Genomic DNA, 20032 nt, shown 5'->3' with positions numbered 1-20032 from the left:
AGTGCCATCGCTTAAGCCATCCGGTAGCTGTTCAGCACCTGCTGCAGCAGCGCGTCGTCATGCGGCGTCAGCTTGCGCGCCATCGCCAGGGTAAACACCAGCACCCGGCCATCCGCCAGCGCAAACACCGCCTGGTTCTGCCAGATGCGTTTGCCGTCGCGCAGGTAGCTGGCGCGCACCCATTCGCCGGCCAGCAGGCCGCCGCCCAAGGCCGCCGGTTCGCGGCTTTTGAACGCCCAGCCCTTCAGGCCCTGGCCCAACGCCTCCAGTTGGCGGCTGACGTAGCCGTCGAGGGCTTCCGCCGGTTGCAGCGCATCGCGGGAAATATTGATCGAAGGGGAAACCTCATCGCCGGCCAACAGCACGTTGACGGTGCGGTCGGCATAGCCTTCCGGCAAGGCAACGCTGCCTTCGCTGAAGGCGCAACGGGAAAGATCGGACATGCGGGGATCCTTTTGCATAAACAATGCTTAAGCATCGCATAACTTAGCCCTGAAATAAAACCGTCATGGCATGCCAATATTGAACGGCGTGACCACGTTCACCCTTGAGAATGCCGCACCGGCGAATTCTCCCGAAATAAACCCGTGGTATTGCAGAATTATCTGAAATGCCGCGCGCGCATCTCTTTGTAAATCATGGTCGATCACCGCGTCGATTTTCTCCTGCGCCAGCAGTTGGCGGTTCTCGCGATCCAGATCGTGGCCGATAAACACCTTCAACGGCCGCTGCAGCCGTTCAAACGCCGTTACGATGGCGGAATTGCCGCCGCCGACGCTGTAGACGGCGTGAATATCCGGATAACGCCGCAGGGTATCCGCCACCCGTTCCAGCGTCGGCCCGTGCACCCCCAGCCCGCCGCTGATCTCCAGCACCTGCAGCTGCGGCGCGCGTTCGCGCAGCCATTGCCGAAAGCCGCTCTCGCGCTCCTCTTCGCCGCGAAAGCCCTGGCTGCTGAGCACCACCGCCACCCGCTGCGGCTGCGGCGGCAGCCAGCGCGCCAGCAGATAGGCCGCGGTGCGCCCGGCGGCGCGGTTGTCCATGCCAATGTAGCTGATGCGCCGGCTTTGCGGCAGGTCGGTCACCAGCGTCACCACCGGAATACCCTGCTGCCATAGCCGGTCGACGGCGTCGTTCAGCCGCTGTTCGTCGCTCACCTTAAGGATCACCCCATAAGATCCCAGCGTGCGGCAACGCTCCAGCGTATCCACCAACTCCTCGGTGTTTGCCTGCTCGAATATATGGAAACGCAGCGTGATGCGAAACGGCGCAAAGCCGCCGAGCTGGCTGCAGAGCGCGTCGCTCACCAACTGGCTGAAGCGCTGCGGCGTATGCAGCACCACGTCGATCGTCAAGGTGCGCCCGCTGGCCAACAGGCTGCGCTGCTGGCTTTCCAGATCCTGCAGCGCCTGCTCGATGCGCCGTAACGTTTGCGGATGCACCTTGCCGCGCTGGTGCAGCGCGCGATCCACCGTCGCCTTGCTGACGCCGGCCTGCGCGGCGATCTGTTTGATCGAGAATTTCATTGCGCCCCCGAATGAGGTCTTTTTGAGGTTTTAGTGAGGTTTTGTTAACCAAATGTAGATGCTAGGGTTATCGATAGCAAGACTGCACACCAAAACAACCAATTGATTTTTAAAATTAAAAATCACAGGAGGCTATTGCGATGAGTGATGATGTAAATAAAATGTTTTCCGGCGGCTGTTACGTGGTGACCGGCGGCACGCAGGGATTGGGCGCGGCGGTGGCGCAGCTGCTGGCGGAACGCGGCGCCGCCGGGCTGATGCTGTGCGGGCGCAACCAACAGGCCGGCGCGGCTCAGGTGGACAAGCTGCGCGCACTCGGCTGCAACGCCCGCTTTATTGCGGCGGACATCGCCGATCCGGCGGCCTGCCGCAGCGTGATCGCCGAGGCGGAACGCTGCTTCGGTACCCTGCACGGCCTGGTGAACTGCGCCGGGATGTCCGACCGCGGCACCATCCTCGACACCACTCCCGAGCTGTTCGACGCCATCTTCGCCGTGAATATCCGTGCGCCCTTCTTCCTGATGCAGGAAGCGATCAAAGTGATGATCAAACACCGGGTAGCCGGCGCGATCGTGAACATCATCACCATTACCGCGCACGGCGGCCAGTCGTTCCTTGCGCCGTACGCCGCATCGAAGGGGGCGTTGATCACCCTGACCAAAAACGTCGCCTTCAGCGCGATGCGCAATCGCATCCGGGTTAACGGCCTCAATATCGGCTGGATGGATACGCCACACGAAAATGAAATCCAGCGTCAATACCATGACGCCAGCGACGGCTGGCTGGCGCAGGCCGAGCGGGAACAGCCGTTCGGCCGGTTGCTGAAGCCGCGGGAAGTGGCGCGGGCGGTGGCTTTTATGCTGTCTGAAGAGTCCGGCATGATGACCGGCGCCATCGTCGACTTTGACCAGGGGGTGATCGGCTGCGGCGACGGCGGCTCACCGAAACCACAACGGCCGCTGAGCTTGTAATGGGAGAACATCATGCAGGATAATTTGTTTTTACACCCGGATCGCCTGTCGATCAGTGAGTTTGCCGCGCAATGTGAGCAACCGCTAACATTAAGCGACTATCCGCTGGCCGCCGAGGCGCAAAAAAAAGTGCTGATTTATCGCGGCCAGACGCTGCTCGACGGCGCCCAGACCGATAAAGCCGCGGTATTCGGCGAGCTGCACCGCGCGTTATCCAGCGGCCCCGGCGTGTTGGTGATTAAAAACGCTTACCCGGACCCGGCAGTGATCGTGCGCCATAACCGGGTGTTCGAGGCGATTTTTCAGGCGGAAGCCGCCAACGGCGGCGGTGGCGATCACTTTGCCGCCGCCGGCAGCAACGGCCGCATCTGGAACTCGCTGCAGAAAGCGGCGGAACAGGATGCGGACGCCTTCATCGACTATTACGCCAACCCGACGCTGGCGCTGGTGAGCGAGGCCTGGCTTGGCCCCTGGTACCAGATGACGGCGCAGGTCAACGTGGTGCGCCCCGGCGGCAAAGCGCAGCAGCCGCACCGCGATTATCACCTGGGCTTTCAGGAAAACCGCGACGTGCAGCGCTTCCCGCTGCCGCTGCAGCAGCTGTCGCAGTATCTGACGCTGCAGGGCGCGGTGGCGCATTCGCCGATGCCGCTGGAGTCCGGCCCAACTCAGCTGCTGCCGTTCTCGCAGCGCTATGCGGGCGGTTACCTGGCCTGGCGACAGCCGGCGTTTATCGACTACTTCCAGCGGCATGCGATCCAGCTGCCGCTGGAACAAGGCGACGCACTGTTTTTCAACCCGGCGCTGTTCCATGCCGCCGGCAACAACCTCACCGCCAATCATGTGCGCATCGCCAACCTGCTGCAGATTTCGTCGGCATTCGGCAAACCGATGGAGACCGTTAACCGGCTGCGCCTGTTGCAGGCCATCTACCCGGCGCTGCGGCGGCGCCATCAGCAGGGAACCCTGGACGAACCCGGTCTGGCGGCGCTGGTGGCCGCCGCCGCCGACGGTTACGCCTTCCCCACCAACCTCGACAGCGATCCGCCGATCGGCGGGCTGGCGCCACAGACTCAACAACAGCTGTTGCGGCAGGCGCTGCAGGAAGACTGGGACGCGCCGCAGTTCACTCAGCGGCTTGCGCGGCAGCAGCAGTTGCGCAGCGCCTGAAACCGGCTCCGCCGCTTTTTGCCGGCGGCGGAACTATTGCGGCTATACTCGGCTATTGTCCGTTTTCATCAAGGAGTTCAGGATGCTGAGATTGACCCGCTGCGCGCTGCTGTTCGGCGCGCTGGCCGCCTTCACCGCCGCGGCCGCCGACCAAACGCCGAAGTACGGCCCCGAGCTGCAGGGCTTCCACTACCCTTACCCGCTGCAGCAATTCAGCTTCACCTCACAGGGGCAGCAGTTGAAGATGGGTTACATGGACGTGCCGCCGGAGGCTGAAGCCAACGGCCGCACCGCGGTGCTGATGCACGGTAAAAACTTCTGCTCCGCCACCTGGCAGGACAGCATCAAAGCGCTGAGCAAAGCCGGTTACCGGGTAATAGCGCCGGATCAGATCGGCTTTTGCTCTTCCACCAAGCCACAGCACTATCAGTACAGCTTCCAGCAGCTGGCGCAAAACACCCAGGCGCTGTTGCAGAACCTGAAAATCGGCCGGGCGGTAATCATCGGCCATTCTACCGGCGGCATGCTGGCGACGCGCTACGCCCTGATGTATCCGCAGGCGACGGAGCGGCTGGTGCTGGTCAACCCGATTGGGCTGGAAGACTGGAAGGCCAAAGGGGTGCCGTGGCGCAGCGTCGATCGGTGGTTCGAGCGTGAGCTGAAAACCTCCGCCGAAGGCATTCGCAACTATGAGCTGAAGACCTACTACGTCGGCCGCTGGAAACCGGAGTACGATCGCTGGGTGGATATGCTGGCCGGGTTAAACAACGGGCCGGGGCACCGGCTGGTAGCCTGGAACTCGGCGCTGATCTACGACATGATCTTCACCCAGCCGGTGTACTACGAATTCAAAAACCTGCAAACTCCGACCACCCTGATGATCGGCACCGCCGACACCACCGCCATCGGCAGCGACATCGCCGCGCCGGCGGTCAAGGAGACGCTTGGCCACTACGAGGTACTGGGCAAACAGGCGGCGAAGCTGATCCCGCACGCCACGCTGATCGAGTTCCCGGGGCTGGGCCATGCGCCGCAAATGGAACAGCCCGATCGCTTTAACCAGGCGCTGATCAAAGCGCTGCAGCCTTAAGCGGCCGGTTGGCGCCGCCGCCGCGCGGCGGCTAAACTTTCAGCTGACACTCAACTGCAGGAGACAGCCATGCGACAGATTATTGCCAGCGCGTTCGTCAGCCTCGACGGCGTGATGCAGGCGCCCGGCGGGCAGGACGAAGACCGCAGCGGCGGCTTTCGATTCGGCGGCTGGACTGCCCCCTACTGGGATGACTCCGTCGCGGCAACGATGGGCGATCTTTTCTCTGCGCCTTTCGATCTGCTGCTCGGGCGGCGCACCTACGATATCTTCGCCGGCTACTGGCCGCAGATCACCGGCGAGGCCGACCCGGTTTCCGCCGACATCGCCCGCACGTTCAATCAAGCCACCAAGTACGTCGCCACCCACCACCGCGAGACGCTGGCGTGGGAAAACAGCCAGTGGCTGGGGCTAGACATCATCGCCCGGCTGCGCGAATTGAAACGCACCCAGGGGCCGGTGCTGCTGGTGCAGGGCAGCAGCACGCTGATGCAACAGCTGCTGGCCAACGATCTGGTGGACGAACTGCGTTTGCTCACCTACCCGGTGCTGCTCGGCGGCGGCAAGCGGCTGTTCGATGACAACGCGGCGCCGGCGGCCTTCACGCTGGCCCAGTCGGTGGTCTCGCCCGGCGGCGTGATCGTGGCCCACTACCGCCGCGCCGGCGCGGTGACGACCGGCTCCTTCGTGGCGGAAAGCGCGGCGGCAGCTCAGTGATAAAAGGGCCGTTCGGCCCTTTTCTCTTTTCCTTCTCTCATCATCCCGCCGGGCACGTGCTAAGGTGTGAACGGACAGCCGAAAGGAGTGACCGATGCCGATCTTTTCCCCAACGCGCGCCTTGCGCCGCGCCGCCCTGACAGGAGTCGTTATGAGCTTATTGTGCAGCAGTGCTTTGGGCAGTTCGCTGCCGTTGTTGGAACCCGCCGCGCTAAAGGGCGACTGGCAGCTCGCCGCCATCGGCGACGGTAAAGCCGTCTGCGACGTGCAACTGAGCGACGAAGCGGTAGCCAACACCAACGCCTTCCGCTTCAGCGCCTCCGCCGAGTGCCTGCAGCCGCTGGCGCTGAAAGAGACGCCCGTCGCCTGGCGACCGACGCCGGACGGCATGACGCTGACCAACGCCGAAGGCGGCATGGTGGCCTTCCTGGCGTTGACCGCGCCAAAACGATACGAACTGATCGACCGCAACGGCCCTTCCCGCTTTGTGCTGACCCCGCGCTGACGGCGCTCAGGCCATCAGCAACCCAAGCAAGGCGCCGCCTGCCAGCACCCACAGCGGGTGGATGCGTTTGCTCATGCTGAGCGCAGTAGCCAGCGCCACGATCGCCGCCAGCGGCCAGCTTGGCGCCGAGGCTTCGGCGATCAACACCCCGCTGGCGGCCACCAGGCCAACCGTCACCGGCACCAGCCCGGCCTGCACGATGCGCCGCCACGGGCGGTCTTTAAAGCGCCGCCAGGCGCCCATCACCAACAGGGTAACGATCGACGACGGGCCAAACTTGGCGACGGAAGACACCAGCAGCCCGGCCCAGCCAGCGACGTGCCAGCCAATCAGCGGCACGATCATCATATTCGGCCCCGGCGCGGCCTGCGCCATGGCGAACAGCGCGCTGAACTCCTGCGCGCTCATCCACTGATGCACCTCCACCACCTGGCGCTGCATCTCCGGCAGTATGGTCATGCCGCCGCCGAACGCCAGCAGGGAAAGCTCGGTAAAGATCATCGCCAGCGCGATCAGCACGCCGGTCATGACGGCATCCTCCACGTCAGCAGAATGCTCAGCGGCGCCAGCACCAGCATGGTCGGCAGCAGCGGCAGGCGCAGCCAGGCGATGGCGACCAGGGCCAGCGCGACTATCGCCAACGCCAGCCATTTCCCCCACAGCGGCCGCAGCATTTTCAAGCCGGTAGACAGCAACAGCCCGGCCGCCGCGGCCGCCAGCCCGGCGAACAGATGCTGAACGTGCGGGTCGTTCTGAAAGCGGGCGTAAACCATGCCCAGCCCCACCACGATCGCCGTCGGCGCGCTGATCAGCCCGAGCAGTGCGCACAGCGCGCCGCGCAGCCCGCGAAACTCCATGCCCACCGCCACCGACAGGTTAATCACGTTGCCGCCGGGCAAAAACTGACACAGCCCCAACAGCTCGGTGAACTGTTCCCCGCTCAGCCAACGCCGCTGTTCCACCAGCATGCTGCGCGCCAGCGGCAACACGCCGCCGAAACCAATCAGCCCCAGCCACAGAAAGCCCAGAAACAGTTCGCCGTTGCCCGGTGCGCTCACCGGCCGGGTTTTTACCGCATTAAACTCAGACATTGCCGTTCCACATCGCTTATTTTGATGGCTGGTATCATGCGTGCGCTCGTGCCATGATGTCTAATGCATTCCAGAGCAACCAAAGATACCTTTGAGGTATGGCTATGATCGAACTGCGCCGCCTGCGGGCGTTTGTCACCGTGGTGGAAGAAGGCAATATCACCCGCGCCGCCGAACGGCTGTTTATTCAGCAGCCGCCGTTAACGCGCCTGCTGCAGGGGCTGGAAGACGAACTGGGCGTGAAGCTGCTGCAACGCCTGCCGCGCGGCGTGCGCGCCACCGAAGCGGGCGGCGTGCTGTTCGATGAGGCGCGCGCCCTGCTGGCCCGTGCCGAACATCTGACCGAGGCGGTGCGCCGTGCTGCGCGCGGTGAACAGGGGCATATCGCCATCGGTTTTACCAGCTCCGCCGCGCTGCATCCTTTCGTGCCTAACCTGCTGCGCCGCTATCGCGACATTCTGCCGGGCATCACCACCCAGCTGGAGGAAGCCGGCAGCAGTGAACTGATGGACGCCCTGATGGACGACCGGCTCGACGTCGCTTTCGTGCGCTCGCCGGCCAGCGGCATCCCCGGCTTAACCATCGAGCCGGTGCTCAGCGAACCGATGATCGCCGCCCTGCCGCTCGGCCACCGGCTGGCGACAGACACGCAGGAGCCGCTACCGCTGACCGCGCTGGCGCACGAGGCGTTTATTCTCTACCGCCGCCCGGCGGGCCAGGGATTGTACGACGCCATCCTGGCCGCCTGCCACCGCGCAGATTTCAGCCCGCGCATCGTGCAGGAAGCGCCGCGCCTGCCGGCCACCCTCAGCCTGGTCGGCGCCGGGTTGGGGCTGTCGATCGTGCCGGCCTCCATGCGGCGGCTGGGCGGAGATGGCATCGTTTACCGCGCCATCGCCGAAGACGCGCTGCTCAGCGCTCCGCTGTATCTGGCGCTGCGCCGCAGCCAAAGCTCGCCGATAGTCGAGCGTTTTCGCCAACTGGTGGCCGAGGCGGTATATCCCGAGAGCGGACAACTCTCGCAACAAAAATAACCATTACGGCGGGTAAAAAAGCATTCCGTTTAAGATTTATTGAGTTTAACTGGAGATTAAAATTAATTTACCCGATTGATTAATCAAGATCGGAATAAATAATAAAGCGAAAACGTATTTGGTAACACAAACCTTGCAACAATAAACGGAAATAATAAAAACAAGCCGCTACGCTTTAATTGCCGCCGTATTACCCATCGGCGGCAGCCTATTTAAACCTGCAAAAACCTCCCGCCATTTATATGGAGAAAAACCTATGCTATCGCGTCGTGACATATTGAAAGTTTCTGCCGTCAGCGCAGCCGCCGCCGGCGTTATGGGCGGCATGATGAAATCCGCCGCCGCCGACGACCACCGCAATATCGTTCCCCCCAGCAGCTATCAGCCGCCCGCCGGTGCGCAAGGCGTCTACAAGTACAAGTTTACCGACAGCAAAAAACGCAGCCTGCCCAGCGGTTGGGCGCGCGAGGCCACCGTCGAGCAGTTCCCGATCTCCGAAGGCGTGGCCGGCGTGGACATGACACTGGAGCCGGGCGGCGTGCGCGAACTGCACTGGCATGCGATAGCCGCCGAATGGGCATTTATGCTGGAGGGGCACGCGCGCATCACCATCATCGATCCCGAGGGCAAATGCGAGGTGGCGGACTTCGGTCCCGGCGACGTTTGGTACTTCCCCAAGGGCTACGGGCACTCCATTCAGGCGTTGGCGGATGGCGCGCATTTTGTCTTGACCTTCGACAACGGGCACTTCTCTGAATTCGGCACCTTCAGCATTACCGACTGGGTGGCGCATATGCCGAAAGAAGTATTGGAAAAAAGCGTGAATATGCCGGCATCGGTATTTTCCAAAGCCAAAAAGGGTGAAGCCTATATTGTCGGCGGCGCGGTTCCGCCTGCATTGCCGCTGCCCGTCAACGACGGCGGCCTGAATAACTCCCCGTTGGCTCACCGTTATGAATTAATGAAGAAAAAACCTTTTTTTGAAAATGACGCCGGCAGCGTGCATCTGGTTTCTTCAAAAGAGTTTCCTATTTCCACCACCATCACCGGCATTATCGAAATCGTCAAGCCCGGCGCGGTGCGTGAATTACACTGGCACCCAAACGCCAACGAATGGCAATACTATATTTCCGGCAAGGGCAGGATGACGGTATTCAGCTCGCACGGCCACGCGCAGACCGAGGAATATGCCCCTACCGACGTCGGCTACGTGCCGCAGGGCTTCGGCCATTACATCGAGAATATCGGCGAGGAGGATCTGAAAGTGCTGATCGTGCTGGACAACGGCGTGTATCAGGATATCTCATTGTCCGACTGGCTGGCCAAAACGCCGGCCTATCTGCTGGCGGATAACTTCAACAATCAACCTGACGACTGGCGGGAGCGGCCAAAAGACAAGCTGGTGATGTCGCGCCGCAGAAGCTGATGCAGCGGCGAGGGCGCATTCAGCCCCCTCGCCGCCGGTTCTTTACTACTGTTTGCGCTGTTCAGCCACCTGCTTCGCCGTGACCGTCCCCTGTTTGTCGCCAAAATGGCCGACCACAAAGTTGGCGACCGCTGCCACTTCCTCATCGGAATAGGCGCTGCCGAAGTCCGGCATCACTTCATGCTGTTCGCCAATGCTGATGCGCGTGCCCTTGAGAATGGCCTGCACCACGCTGCGGCCCTGCGGATCGTTCACCGCCGTGCTGCCGACCAGCGAAGCGTATTTGCTCTGCCGCCCCGGGCCGTTCCACTGGTGGCAACCGCTGCAGTCACCGGCGAACAGCCGGCGGCCGAGTGACTGATCCTGCCCGCCCGGCAACACCGGGCTGGAAGACACGGCGCCCTTCGGCTGCAGGTTCACCGCGGCGGCGCTGTCGCCGGCGATAGGTTCGATATCCCGCAGGTATTTCACCAGCGCCAGGTTATCTTCCGGCGTCAGGAACTGCAGGCTGTTTTCCACCGCTTCCGCCATTGGCCCGGCGGCGCTGCTGCGGCCTTCCGCATGACCGGTCGCCAGATATTGCGACAGCTGTTGTTCGCTCCAACTGCCGATGCCGGTTTGCTTGTCCGGCGTGATGTTGGCGGCAAACCAGCCCTGGACCACCTCACCGCTGAGGTTTTTGCTCTGATTGATGCCAAACCCCAGATTGCGCGGCGTGTGGCACTCGCTGCAGTGGCCCAGCGCCGTCGCCAGATAGGCGCCGCGGTTCCACTGTTCGTCCTTATTGAGGTTGGGTTCGAAACGCTGTTCGTTGAAAAACGCCAGATTCCAGAACTTCATGCCCCAACGCTGGTTGAACGGGAACGACAGGTCATTTTGCAGGTTGGCCTGTTTCACCGGCGGCAGGCTGAACAGATAGGCTTTGATTGCCAGCACGTCGTCGCGGCTCAGCCCGGTGTACGAGGTATAAGGCATCGCCGGGTACAGGTTGCCCTGCGGGCCGACGCCTTCGCGCACCGCGCGCACGAACTGCTCGTCGCTCCAGTTGCCGATGCCGGTCTCCTTATCGGCGGTGATGTTGGTGCCGTAAATGGTGCCAAACGGCAGCTTGAAGGCGAAGCCGCCGGCAAACGGCGTGCCGCCGGGTGCGGTGTGGCAGGCCACGCAGTCGGCGGCGCGCGCCAGGTATTCGCCGCGCGCCAGTTTGTCGGTAATGCCGGCCGGCGCGCCGGCGATCGGCGCCGCAGGTTCCGCGCCGGTCGGCCGCAGCAGGGTGTAAAGCGCGTAACCGCCCGCCACCACCACCACGGCGACAATCAGCCATAACAGCCCTTTCAAGGCGTTGCTCATCGCATCTCTCCCTAATCCAGCGCCTTGGCGGCCTGGTGGATGGCGGCGCGAATGCGCACATAGGTAGCGCAGCGGCAGACGTTGCCGCTCATCGCCGCGTCGATGTCCGCATCGCTCGGGTTTTTGCTCTGGGCCAGCAGCGCGCTGGCGCTCATGATCTGGCCAGACTGGCAGTAGCCGCACTGCACCACGTCCAGATTGACCCAGGCCTCCTGCACCGCCTTGCCCGCCGGCGTGGCGCCAATGGCTTCGATGGTGGTGATTTTCTTGCCGACCGCGGCGGAAACCGGCGTCATGCAGGAGCGCACCGGCACCCCGTCCAGATGCACGGTACAGGCGCCGCACATGGCGACGCCGCAGCCGAATTTGGTGCCGGTCAGCCCGGCTTCGTCGCGCAAGAACCACAGCAGCGGCATATGGGGATCGCCCTCGAACGTCAGCGGCTGGTCATTTACGGTTAAGCTAATCATGCTGTTCTCTCCTTGTCAGACGCTGGCGTCGCGGTTGGGTTGGTGTAACGGCAGGCTGAGCGAGGTGCGCGGCCGCCCAAGCAGCGCCAGCGCATTGCCCACCGCCGGAGCGATGGTCGGCACGCCCAGTTCGCCGACGCCGGTCGGCTTCTCGGTCGAAGGCACGATAATCACCTCGATTTCCGGCATTTCATCAATGCGCAGCGGGCGGAAGTTGTTGAAGTTGGACTGCTCAACCACCCCGTCTTTCAGCGTGATGTTGCCGTACAGCGCCATGCTCAGGCCGTAGCCGATGCCGCCCTCAATCTGCGCGCGGATCACGTCCGGATTGACCGCCACGCCGCAGTCCACCGCGCACCATACCTTGTGCACTCGCGGAATGCCGCCTTCTCCGATCGACACTTCGGCGATCTGCGCCACCCGGGTGTCGAACGCCTTGGCGACGCCCACGCCGCGTGCGCGGCCATCCACCACCGCAGCGCCCTGCCAGTTGGCGGCCTTGGCCACCGCTCGCAGCACGCCGGCCTCGCGCGGCGCGTCGCCCATCAGCGCCAAACGCCCCTCAACCGGATCCTGCCCGGTTTCCTGCAGCAGCTGATCGATGAAACTCTCCACCGCATGGCCGGTATGGGTGCTGGCGACGGAACGCAACGAGGTCGTCGGCACCTTGCCCGGCACGATATGCGCGTCGCAGCGGAAGGCTTCGAAGGTATACGGCACCTCGCTGGCGCCTTCGACCATCATCTGATCGAGGCCGTTGACCACCAGCCCGTCCATCGCGCTGTTGCGCGTCCAGGAGTGGCCAACCACGGTGTCGGTCCAGCCCACCACCTTGCCGCCGCGAATGGCGCCGCGCAGGCGGTGCAGGATCATCGGGCGATACCAGCCGTTGCGGATGTCGTCCTCACGCGTCCACACCACCTTCACGCCGTGCCCCGGCCCAATGCCCTTGGCCGCCGCCGCCATGTCCGCCGCCAGATCCGGCCCCAGTTTCGGGTTGCCCAGATCGATGCGGCGGCCGAAGCTGCCGCCGGCCAAAATGGTTTCGATTTGCACCTTTTCCGGCGGCAGCTGGAACAGATCGCACAGCTGCTTATGATCGAGGGTTTGGATCTGGCAGCCATAGCGCGCCTTGACGCTTTCGCCGTCCCAGAACAGGTAGCCATCCAGCGGCTCCATCGGCGCATGGGCGACATAGGGGAAGGTGTATTCGGCTTCGATAACCTTGTCGGCCTTATCGAAGATCTCGTCCGGCTTACCCTTGCTCTTCGCCACCACGCCGGTTTTTTGCGCCACCTGGCGGAACTCGGCGAAAATTTCCGCCGTGTTGCGCCGCTCGGCCTGAGCGTCGTCCCACTCCACCCGCAGCCGGTCGCGGCCCTGGATCGCCGCCCAGGTGTTTTTGGCGTAGACCGCCACGCCGGTGTCGATCTGTTTTACCGCCACTACGCCCGGCACCGCCAGCGCCCGGCCGGCGTCAAAAGAGGCCACCTTGCCGCCAAAGCGCGGCGGCTTTTTGATGGTGACGGTCAGCATGTCCGGTTCGTGGATGTCCTGCGAGAACTGCGCGCTGCCGTTGGTTTTCGCCAACGAGTCGACGCGATGCAGGCCGCTGGCCTTGCCTATCAGGGTAAAGTTGGCCGGATCCTTCAGCGGCAGGCTGGCCGGGTCCGGCGGCGGCAGCGTGGCGGCCAGCGCGGCGAACTCGCCAAAGCCCGCTTCGCGCCCGCTGGCGGCATGGCTAATTTTGCCCGCCTGCACGCTGATTTCCTGCGGTGATGTTTTCCACTGCTGGGCCGCGGCCTGCACCAGCATGGCGCGCGCCATTGCGCCCATACGGCGCATCTGCTCGTAGGCGTTGGCCACCGAACTGGAACCGCCGGTGCCCTGGAATCCGAACGCCAGATTTTTATAGACGCTGGTGTCCACCGGCGCGGCCACCACTCGCACCTGGGCCCAATCGGCGTCGAGCTCTTCGGCGACCAGCGTCGCCATTCCGGTGTAGACGCCCTGGCCTACTTCGGTGTGTTTGCTGATAACGGTAACGATGCCGTCGGCGCCAATCTGCACGAAGGCATTGGCATCAAACGCCGCGGCGCCGGGCGCAGCTGCGGCGTTCGTCCGGGCCAGCGCGCCGGTGGACGGCAGATACGCGCCGATCACCAACGCCCCGGCGCCGACGATAAACCGCCGCCGCGAAAGCGGGACTTGCGATATGGTCATTGCTCATAGCTCCAAAATGCCGAACCGCGTCAATGCGTTCGGCCAGAATCATTTTCTTATGGAATATTGTCGGCTGCGCCCAGGGTAGATGGAGCAACAGATTAATAGTTAGCGTAGCCTATTATTCAGGCAGCTTAATGTTGGACAGGTTTTTTTCGTTGGAGAATCGTGCGCTGTGCGCTGCAACCCCCGCCAATGCACGCAGGCTTGCCTGTGTTATAAGAAAGGTCTTACCGGCAACGTTATAGGCATTAAGGCGGTGTCGCAAAATAAGAGATTTCGTTTATATCGTCCATTAAAACAGTTAAACCATACTTTTGGCGATCGGTGGCTTGCTTTGAAGGCCGAGGCTTTCGCCCGTTTCTTCGGTACCCCGACCTTTTTGCTGGGGCAAACGCTGGTAGTTGGCGTCTGGATCTACCTCAACCTGGCGGGCTTCGCCAAATTTGACCCTTACCCTTTCATCCAGCTAACCCGGCGCGAACGCCTGTGATTGCCTGAACGCCGGCTATCGGTCAATGCAGATAGTCGCCGGCCAGGCGATCGAGCAGCGGCCCCAGCGCAACGCGCGAATGCTGCTGGAAGCCGTTGACGCCCTCGGCGCTCAGCAAGGCGTCCAGCACCGCGTATTCAGTGGCGTCCGCCGCGGCGGCGAACAGCGGTTCCAGCCGTTCATCCGGCAGCGCCGCTCCCTGCAGGCGGGTGGAAAACGCCAGCGCGATATCGCCGGAGCCGTGCCCCCAGTGGCTGCCCACGCGGCCCAGCCCGGCCCCGGCGCGTTTGGCGATGCGGCTAAGTTGCCGGCTGTCCAGCACCCGATCGCAGGCGATGATGATAATGACCGAACCGGCGTCCACCTGCGGCGGCGGATCCGCCAATTGCGCAGCCAATGCCGGCCCGACGCGCACGCCGCTCAGGGTGAGCGATTCCAGCGTGCCGAAGTTGGCCAGCACCAACACCCCCAGGGTAGCCCCCAGGCCCGGGCAATAGCGCGAAGCGGTGCCGATGCCCCCTTTCAGGCCGAAGCTGCTCATACCGCGCCCGGCGCCGACGCTGCCGCGAGCGAAGCCGACCGAGTGATTATCCAGCGCGCTGAACACGTGCTCCTCACGCACCGTCATGGCCTGAATATCGTTGAGATAGCCGTCGTTGCATTCCAGCACCACCGGGTTGATGGTGGCGCTGCCGCGGCCGATCTGCGGGTAGCGCCGGCAGCTGCGCCGCACCATGGCGTTAAACAGGGTGCCGACCGCAAAAGTGTTGCTCAGCAGGATCGGCGTTTGCAGCACGCCCAGTTCGTTGAGCTGCACCAGGCCGAGCGGTTTGGCGAAGCCGTTCAGCACCGCGCTGCCGCAGGGCAATGGCTGATTGAACAGATCGCCCGGCGGCATAATGGCGGTCACGCCGGTCTGGCATTCGCCGCTGTCCAGCGTGTGATGCCCCACGCTGACGCCGCTCACGTCGCACAGGCTGTCCGTCGGCCCGGGCAAATAACGCGCCCCCGGCAGGCGACGGTGGCGCCGCCAATAGCTCAGCAGATTCTCCAGGCTCTGGCGTTCAAAGGCTTGGTTGTCTGTCATGGTGACCTCGTCTGGCGCAGTCCGTTAGAAAACCAGCATATCGCGCCAGGCATCGCCCCGTAAATTGAAAGCCGAAGCGGGCAGCAAAAATAACCTTGCCCCATCGCCGTTCATTGCCTGCACCACTTTGCGGCCGCCCCTCTGCGCCAGCCCGCGCGCCACCGCCCCGGCGAGCTGGTACGAAAATTGCAGCTTCCGGTTATGGCCATTAAAGGAGAACAACCAGATGAAAGCAATCGTCATTGGCGGCGGCATCGGCGGCCTGTGCGCCGCCATCGCCCTGAAGCGCATCGGCATCGACAGCGAAGTCTATGAAGCGGTAACGGAGATCCGCCCGGCGGGCGCGGCGATCTCCATTTGGCCGAACGGCGTGAAGTGCCTGAATTATCTCGGCATGAAAGAGCCGTTGCGCCGGCTTGGCGGCCCGCTGCATTACATGGCCTATCGGGAGTATTTACACGGCCGTACCCTGACGCGATTCAGTCTGGATCCGTTGATCGCCAGCGTCGGCGAGCGCCCCTACCCGGTGGCCCGCGCCGAGCTGCAGGCGATGCTGCTGGAAACCTATGGCCGCGATCGGGTGCGCTTTGGCAAACGCGTGTGCGGCATGGAGGAAACCGCAGACGGCGTGATGGCCTGGTTTGAAGACGGCAGCCAGGCCAGCGGGGATATGCTGATCGCCGCCGACGGCGCCCATTCGGCAATCCGCCCCTACGTGCTCGGCCACGCGGTGGAACGCCGCTACGCCGGTTACGTCAACTGGAACGGGCTGGTGACCCTTGATGAATCGATAGCGCCGGCGGACCAGTGGACCACCTTCGTCGGCGAAGGCAAACGGGTGTCGCTGATGCCGGTCGCCGGCGGCCGCTTTTATTTTTTCTTCGACGTGCCGCTGCCGACCGGGCTGGCGGAAGACCGCAGCAGCGCACGCGCCGATCTGCAGCGTTACTTTGCCGGCTGGGCCGAACCGGTGCAAAAGCTGATTGCCGCCATCGACCCCGCCGCCACCAACCGCATCGAGATCCATGACATCGAGCCGTTCGAGCGGCTGGTGCGCGGCCGCGTGGCGCTGCTGGGCGACGCCGGCCACAGCACCACCCCGGATATCGGCCAGGGCGGCTGCGCGGCGATGGAAGACGCGGTGGTGCTGGCGCTGGCGCTGCAGACCAACTCGCTGGGTATCGAAGACGCCCTGCTGCGTTATCAGGAAAAACGCGGCCTGCGGGTGAAGGATCTGGTGCTGAAGGCGCGCAAACGCTGCGACGTGACGCACGGCAAAGACATGGCCATCACCCAAGACTGGTATGAAGAACTGAAGAGCGAAACCGGCGAACGCATTCTCGCCGGCATGCGGGAGACCATTTTGGGCGGCCCGCTGGCCTGAGCCTTATTGGGTTTTTAGGGGGCAAAACAGTGTAAACGGCCGGTGCCGCTGGTGATATCCCCCTTATCCAAAATGTATTACCCGATCTGCCGACGCAATGGTCGTTTCGCGGTGGGCAATGATCACCTTCGTGATATTGAGTCTCTTGATTGCCTGATTCACCACAGCTTCGCTCTCCTTATCCAGCGCGCTGGTGGCCTCGTCCAGGAACAAAATAGCCGGCTTTTTGTAGATTGCCCGGGCTATGAATAGCCGTTGTTTTTGCCCGCCGGACAGTCCTTCCCCCAACTCGCCGATCGGGGTTTCATACCCCATCGGCATACGTATGAGCACGTCGTGCAGATAGCTGGCTCGGGCACAGGTTTCCATCCAGGCGTCGTCCACCTCGTCCGCGAACCCGCAGATATTTTCCCGGATCGAGCCGGAGAACAGTTTGTCGTCCTGCATCACGCAGGCGATCATCTTGTGGTAGTTGTTGATACCAAGCTGCCTGATATCGACACCGTTCACCTCAACCCGCCCCGCATCGGGGGGAAACAACCCGCACAGCACCTTCATCAACGTGGTCTTGCCGGCGCCGGACGGGCCTACGATGGCCACGCTCTCGCCCGGCGCAACGCTGATGTCCAGGCCATCAAAGATGGCCGGTGACTGGCTGTCGTAACGATAGCTCAGGGCATGGGTCGTCAATCCCAAAGGGTGCAGGCCCGCCGTGTAAGGGTGATCGGGTTTACGCTCCTCCCGCGGATGCAGGGCGATATCGGCAATGCGCTCGTTATGCAGGCTCATCATGCGCAGCTGCAGCAGAAATTCTGTCAGCGACCCGATGCGGTCGGAGAACTGCCCCCGAAAGGCGCCGAACGCCACGAACATGCCGAGGGTCATCTGGTTATCGATCACCAGGCTGGCTCCCAGCCACAGAATAACGACCTGATCGCAGGCGGCAATGAAGGTGTTGATCCCGCCAAACAGCATGTCCATGCGGGTGACCCGGATACCGGTATTGATGGTGTCGATTTCAAGGTTAAGCCAATGGGCAATGCGACGTTCCGCCATGCCCTGCATCTTGACGGTGGCGATACCGTACAGCGTCTCCATAAAATACGAGCCGGCACGGGCCTCCCTGACCAGCGCTTCTTCGGACAGTTGGCGATAATACCCGTAGGTCAGCAGCCGCATCAGCACGTAGAGCGCGGTGAAGGCAATCACTACCCAGGTCAGCCAGCCACCATACAGCACCATCATCACCAGTACGCCAATCACCATGATGCCGTCCATGATGGCGCCGACGATACTGGTGGTGAAGGTGCTGCGCAGCGTATCCAGGGAGCCGAAACGCGACTGAATGTCACCCAGCTTGCGCCGTTCAAAGTAGCCCAGCGGCAGGTGCAACAGGTGGGTAAACAGCCCGGATTGCCACTGCACGTTGATGAGCGTCGCCATGACCAACCCGGACCAGGCCCGCACCATGCCGATGGCGGCCCGCAACAGGATGAACATCATCAGCCCGGCGCAGATGAGCGTCAGTAATCCGCGATCCCCGGCGGGAATGGCGTGGTCCATCACCAGCTGCGTGCCGATGGGCATCACCAGGTTGATGGTTTCGAACACCAGAGACAGGCAAAAGATTTTGCCGAGCGCCCCCTTGAGGCCGTGCACGCTGCCGATCAGCGTGCGCAGGTGAATGCGATGGCGGACGCCGTCGGCGGTGAAGGCGCTGCCGGGCCAGGCCTCAAGCGCCACGCCGGTAAAACTGTGCGACAGCTCCGTCAGGCTGACGTTCCGGCGCCCGCGCGCCGGATCGTGCAGCACCGCGCGGTTAGCCTTGACGCTGACCAGCACCACGAAATGGTTGAACTCCCAGTGCAAAATGCAGGGGAGTTTCAGCGCGCTGAGCTCGTCAATATCAAGTGATATAGGGCGAGTGGCCAGCCCCAGCTGTTCGGCTATACCGGTTAACCCGGTCAGCGTGGCGCCGCGGGTCGACAGGCTGAACTGCCGGCGCAGCGCGATCAGGTCGATGTTTTTGCCGTAGTAACCGCAGATCATCGCCAGACAGGCCAGCCCGCATTCCGACGATTCGGTCTGATGCGCCATCGGAACCCGCTGACGCAGCCGCAGATCCAGCTGGCTGAGCAGCTGTTTGAACGTGCGCTTATTCATTGACCGGCCCCGCTGCGCTGTGCTTCATGTCGTAGAACGGTGACAGCATCCATTGATAAATCTTTCTTTTTTCGAGAAACAGCGTGCTTTGCGCTTTCATGCCGTTTTCCAGGCTCAGACGTTTGCCCTCGTAGGCAATGGCCTGTTTCTCCGGCATGACGATCACCTTGTAGTACGGCACGGCGGCGGTCAGCGCCGCTTTGGGCGCCCCCCGGTAGGTCAGCATTTCCTGCGGCGAGGCCGGGACTTTGGAGATGACGGACACTGTGCCGGCGAACTGGCCAAATTTCTCCGCCGGGAAGGCGTCATAGCGCACATTGACCTTATCTTCGGCGGCAATGTAGGGGATGGCGTCGTTGGGTACCCAAAGCACCAGGGCATAGCGATCGATGTTGTGCGGGATAATCTGCAGCAGACTGTCGCCAACGTTGACCATCTGGCCGACCGTGACGCTCAGCGAATCGATGCGGCCGCCGGCCAGCGCGCGCACGACGATCGCCCCGCCGGCATCGATGCTCAGCAATTCCTTTTGCAGCTCGTAGCGCTGCAGTTCCATCTGGTAAATCTGGTTGTCGAATTCGGCGCTCTGGATATGGATCTGGCTTTCCAGCGCGGTGATCTGCAGTGCATTCTGTTCGTTCTGGCCGGACAGGCCCAGCAGGTTGTTCTGCTGCTGGTAATACAGCGCCACCTGGTTGGTGAGCTGATCCTTATTGATCAATCCCTTGGTTTGATAGTGGCGGTAGTTCTCCATGTTCTCCTTTATGATACGCACCCCTTCCTGAGCACGCCGAAGGATGTCGGTTGAGCGCGAGAACGCGGCGGTATATTGCGCCTTCTGTTTTTCCAGCATGATAAGCGTGGCCTGCTTGCTGCTTTCCAGTCGGCTGATGATTTGCGCAATGCGTGCCAGCTGGCCATTGATATCACGGCGCTGGTTGTCGCTGACCACACCGCTACGGGTACTCTTGCTGACGTCGATCTGGTAAATGGGCGCTCCGGCGGCGATCGCCTGCCCTTCGGTGACGAATTGTTTGACCACCACCCCCTGGACGGCGGAATAGACGTTGGCGGCGCGCGGATAGGTGCTGATCTCGCCGGTCACGTTGACCCGCCGGGTATAGGTACCGGCGATCGCGAAGGTGAGAAAGGCAATGAAGAAAAACAGGCAGAGCCCTGTCGTGCCCCAAACGGGAATACCGGGTAGCAGAATGGCCCGACCACGCCATTTCATTTTCTGATTATCGATCGCTTCCTGGCGAAACATGATCAGCGTCCCTTATTGAAAGCTAATATTCAAATTCACAGGCTATTGTATTGATAATAAAACAA

19 protein-coding genes and 1 pseudogene are annotated in these 20032 nt (G+C 62.5%); 9 read left to right on the top strand and 11 right to left on the bottom strand.

Annotation, left to right across the window (positions count from 1 at the left end; all coding sequences use genetic code 11):
• Window positions 1-11: 11 nt before the first annotated feature.
• Window positions 12-443: a DcrB-related protein gene (locus KHA73_RS11800; RefSeq protein ID WP_234591052.1), complete on the bottom strand. Its 432-nt coding sequence runs from the start codon at window positions 441-443 to the stop codon at window positions 12-14.
• A 63-nt stretch (window positions 444-506) separates the two neighbouring features.
• Window positions 507-1526, bottom strand: coding sequence for a LacI family DNA-binding transcriptional regulator (locus KHA73_RS11795; protein WP_234591051.1), 1020 nt, complete (start codon window positions 1524-1526; stop codon window positions 507-509).
• A 140-nt stretch (window positions 1527-1666) separates the two neighbouring features.
• Between KHA73_RS11795 and KHA73_RS11790 the strand changes: the two genes are divergently transcribed.
• The 5 genes from KHA73_RS11790 to KHA73_RS11770 all read left to right on the top strand — a co-directional run bounded on the left by KHA73_RS11790 (window position 1667) and on the right by KHA73_RS11770 (window position 5979).
• Window positions 1667-2497: an SDR family oxidoreductase gene (locus KHA73_RS11790; protein ID WP_234591050.1), complete on the top strand. Its 831-nt coding sequence runs from the start codon at window positions 1667-1669 to the stop codon at window positions 2495-2497.
• A gap of 12 nt (window positions 2498-2509) precedes the next feature.
• Complete coding sequence (locus KHA73_RS11785) at window positions 2510-3667, top strand: phytanoyl-CoA dioxygenase family protein (protein ID WP_234591049.1); 1158 nt, start codon at window positions 2510-2512, stop codon at window positions 3665-3667.
• Between the two features lie 82 nt (window positions 3668-3749).
• Window positions 3750-4757 carry an alpha/beta fold hydrolase gene (locus KHA73_RS11780; RefSeq protein WP_234591048.1) on the top strand — a complete coding sequence of 336 codons (1008 nt, stop codon included), beginning with the start codon at window positions 3750-3752 and terminating at the stop codon, window positions 4755-4757.
• Window positions 4758-4826: 69 nt separating this feature from the next.
• Window positions 4827-5474: a dihydrofolate reductase family protein gene (locus tag KHA73_RS11775; protein WP_234591047.1), complete on the top strand. Its 648-nt coding sequence runs from the start codon at window positions 4827-4829 to the stop codon at window positions 5472-5474.
• A gap of 151 nt (window positions 5475-5625) precedes the next feature.
• A complete protein-coding gene (locus KHA73_RS11770) occupies window positions 5626-5979 on the top strand; it encodes an AprI/Inh family metalloprotease inhibitor (RefSeq protein WP_234591046.1) in 354 nt (117 codons plus the stop codon).
• A 6-nt stretch (window positions 5980-5985) separates the two neighbouring features.
• On the opposite strand, the gene KHA73_RS11765 is transcribed toward KHA73_RS11770, so the two are convergent.
• Window positions 5986-6507: a chromate transporter gene (locus tag KHA73_RS11765; RefSeq protein WP_234591045.1), complete on the bottom strand. Its 522-nt coding sequence runs from the start codon at window positions 6505-6507 to the stop codon at window positions 5986-5988.
• Window positions 6504-7070 (bottom strand): chromate transporter, encoded by a 567-nt coding sequence (locus KHA73_RS11760; RefSeq protein WP_234591044.1) that lies wholly within the window; start codon window positions 7068-7070, stop codon window positions 6504-6506. The genes KHA73_RS11765 and KHA73_RS11760 overlap by 4 nt, the downstream gene beginning before the upstream one ends.
• 98 nt (window positions 7071-7168) lie before the next feature.
• Between KHA73_RS11760 and KHA73_RS11755 the strand changes: the two genes are divergently transcribed.
• Together KHA73_RS11755 and KHA73_RS11750 are read left to right on the top strand one after the other, a co-directional pair.
• Window positions 7169-8104, top strand: a complete 936-nt coding sequence (locus KHA73_RS11755; protein ID WP_234591043.1) for a LysR family transcriptional regulator — start codon at window positions 7169-7171, stop codon at window positions 8102-8104.
• 256 nt (window positions 8105-8360) lie between these two features.
• A complete protein-coding gene (locus tag KHA73_RS11750; protein ID WP_234591042.1) occupies window positions 8361-9530 on the top strand; it encodes a cupin domain-containing protein in 1170 nt (389 codons plus the stop codon).
• Window positions 9531-9575: 45 nt separating this feature from the next.
• Here KHA73_RS11750 and KHA73_RS11745 read toward each other — a convergent pair whose 3' ends face one another.
• The 3 genes from KHA73_RS11745 to KHA73_RS11735 are packed head-to-tail and all read right to left on the bottom strand — an operon-like array spanning window position 9576 to window position 13573.
• Window positions 9576-10880, bottom strand: coding sequence for a c-type cytochrome (locus KHA73_RS11745; RefSeq protein WP_234591041.1), 1305 nt, complete (start codon window positions 10878-10880; stop codon window positions 9576-9578).
• A gap of 11 nt (window positions 10881-10891) precedes the next feature.
• Window positions 10892-11350, bottom strand: a complete 459-nt coding sequence (locus tag KHA73_RS11740; RefSeq protein ID WP_234591040.1) for a (2Fe-2S)-binding protein — start codon at window positions 11348-11350, stop codon at window positions 10892-10894.
• 15 nt (window positions 11351-11365) lie between these two features.
• Complete coding sequence (locus KHA73_RS11735; protein ID WP_234591039.1) at window positions 11366-13573, bottom strand: xanthine dehydrogenase family protein molybdopterin-binding subunit; 2208 nt, start codon at window positions 13571-13573, stop codon at window positions 11366-11368.
• A gap of 244 nt (window positions 13574-13817) precedes the next feature.
• Here KHA73_RS11735 and KHA73_RS11730 point away from each other — a divergent pair.
• Window positions 13818-14045 (top strand): annotated as a pseudogene (locus KHA73_RS11730) (DUF1003 domain-containing protein); the annotation flags it as partial.
• Between the two features lie 43 nt (window positions 14046-14088).
• Here the strand turns inward: KHA73_RS11730 and KHA73_RS11725 are convergent.
• Both KHA73_RS11725 and KHA73_RS11720 read right to left on the bottom strand, forming a co-directional pair.
• Window positions 14089-15153, bottom strand: coding sequence for a P1 family peptidase (locus tag KHA73_RS11725; protein WP_234591038.1), 1065 nt, complete (start codon window positions 15151-15153; stop codon window positions 14089-14091).
• A 24-nt stretch (window positions 15154-15177) separates the two neighbouring features.
• Window positions 15178-15396 carry a hypothetical protein gene (locus KHA73_RS11720; RefSeq protein ID WP_234591036.1) on the bottom strand — a complete coding sequence of 73 codons (219 nt, stop codon included), beginning with the start codon at window positions 15394-15396 and terminating at the stop codon, window positions 15178-15180.
• On the opposite strand from KHA73_RS11720, the gene hpxO reads away from it, so the two are divergent.
• Window positions 15380-16537, top strand: a complete 1158-nt coding sequence (gene hpxO, locus KHA73_RS11715) for an FAD-dependent urate hydroxylase HpxO (RefSeq protein ID WP_234591034.1) — start codon at window positions 15380-15382, stop codon at window positions 16535-16537. The two genes, KHA73_RS11720 and hpxO, sit on opposite strands and share 17 nt — an antisense overlap.
• A gap of 63 nt (window positions 16538-16600) precedes the next feature.
• Here the strand turns inward: hpxO and KHA73_RS11710 are convergent, their stop codons facing one another.
• Both KHA73_RS11710 and KHA73_RS11705 read right to left on the bottom strand, forming a co-directional pair.
• Window positions 16601-18700, bottom strand: coding sequence for a peptidase domain-containing ABC transporter (locus KHA73_RS11710; protein ID WP_234591033.1), 2100 nt, complete (start codon window positions 18698-18700; stop codon window positions 16601-16603).
• Window positions 18693-19967, bottom strand: a complete 1275-nt coding sequence (locus KHA73_RS11705) for an HlyD family secretion protein (RefSeq protein WP_234591031.1) — start codon at window positions 19965-19967, stop codon at window positions 18693-18695. Before KHA73_RS11705 ends, KHA73_RS11710 begins: the two co-directional genes overlap by 8 nt.
• Between the last annotated feature and the right edge of the window lie 65 nt (window positions 19968-20032).

This window comes from Serratia entomophila (assembly GCF_021462285.1).
GTDB classification, from domain to species: domain Bacteria; phylum Pseudomonadota; class Gammaproteobacteria; order Enterobacterales; family Enterobacteriaceae; genus Serratia; species Serratia entomophila.
Note: the sequence above shows the minus strand (reverse complement) of the source record. Positions and strands in the feature narration are given on the sequence as shown.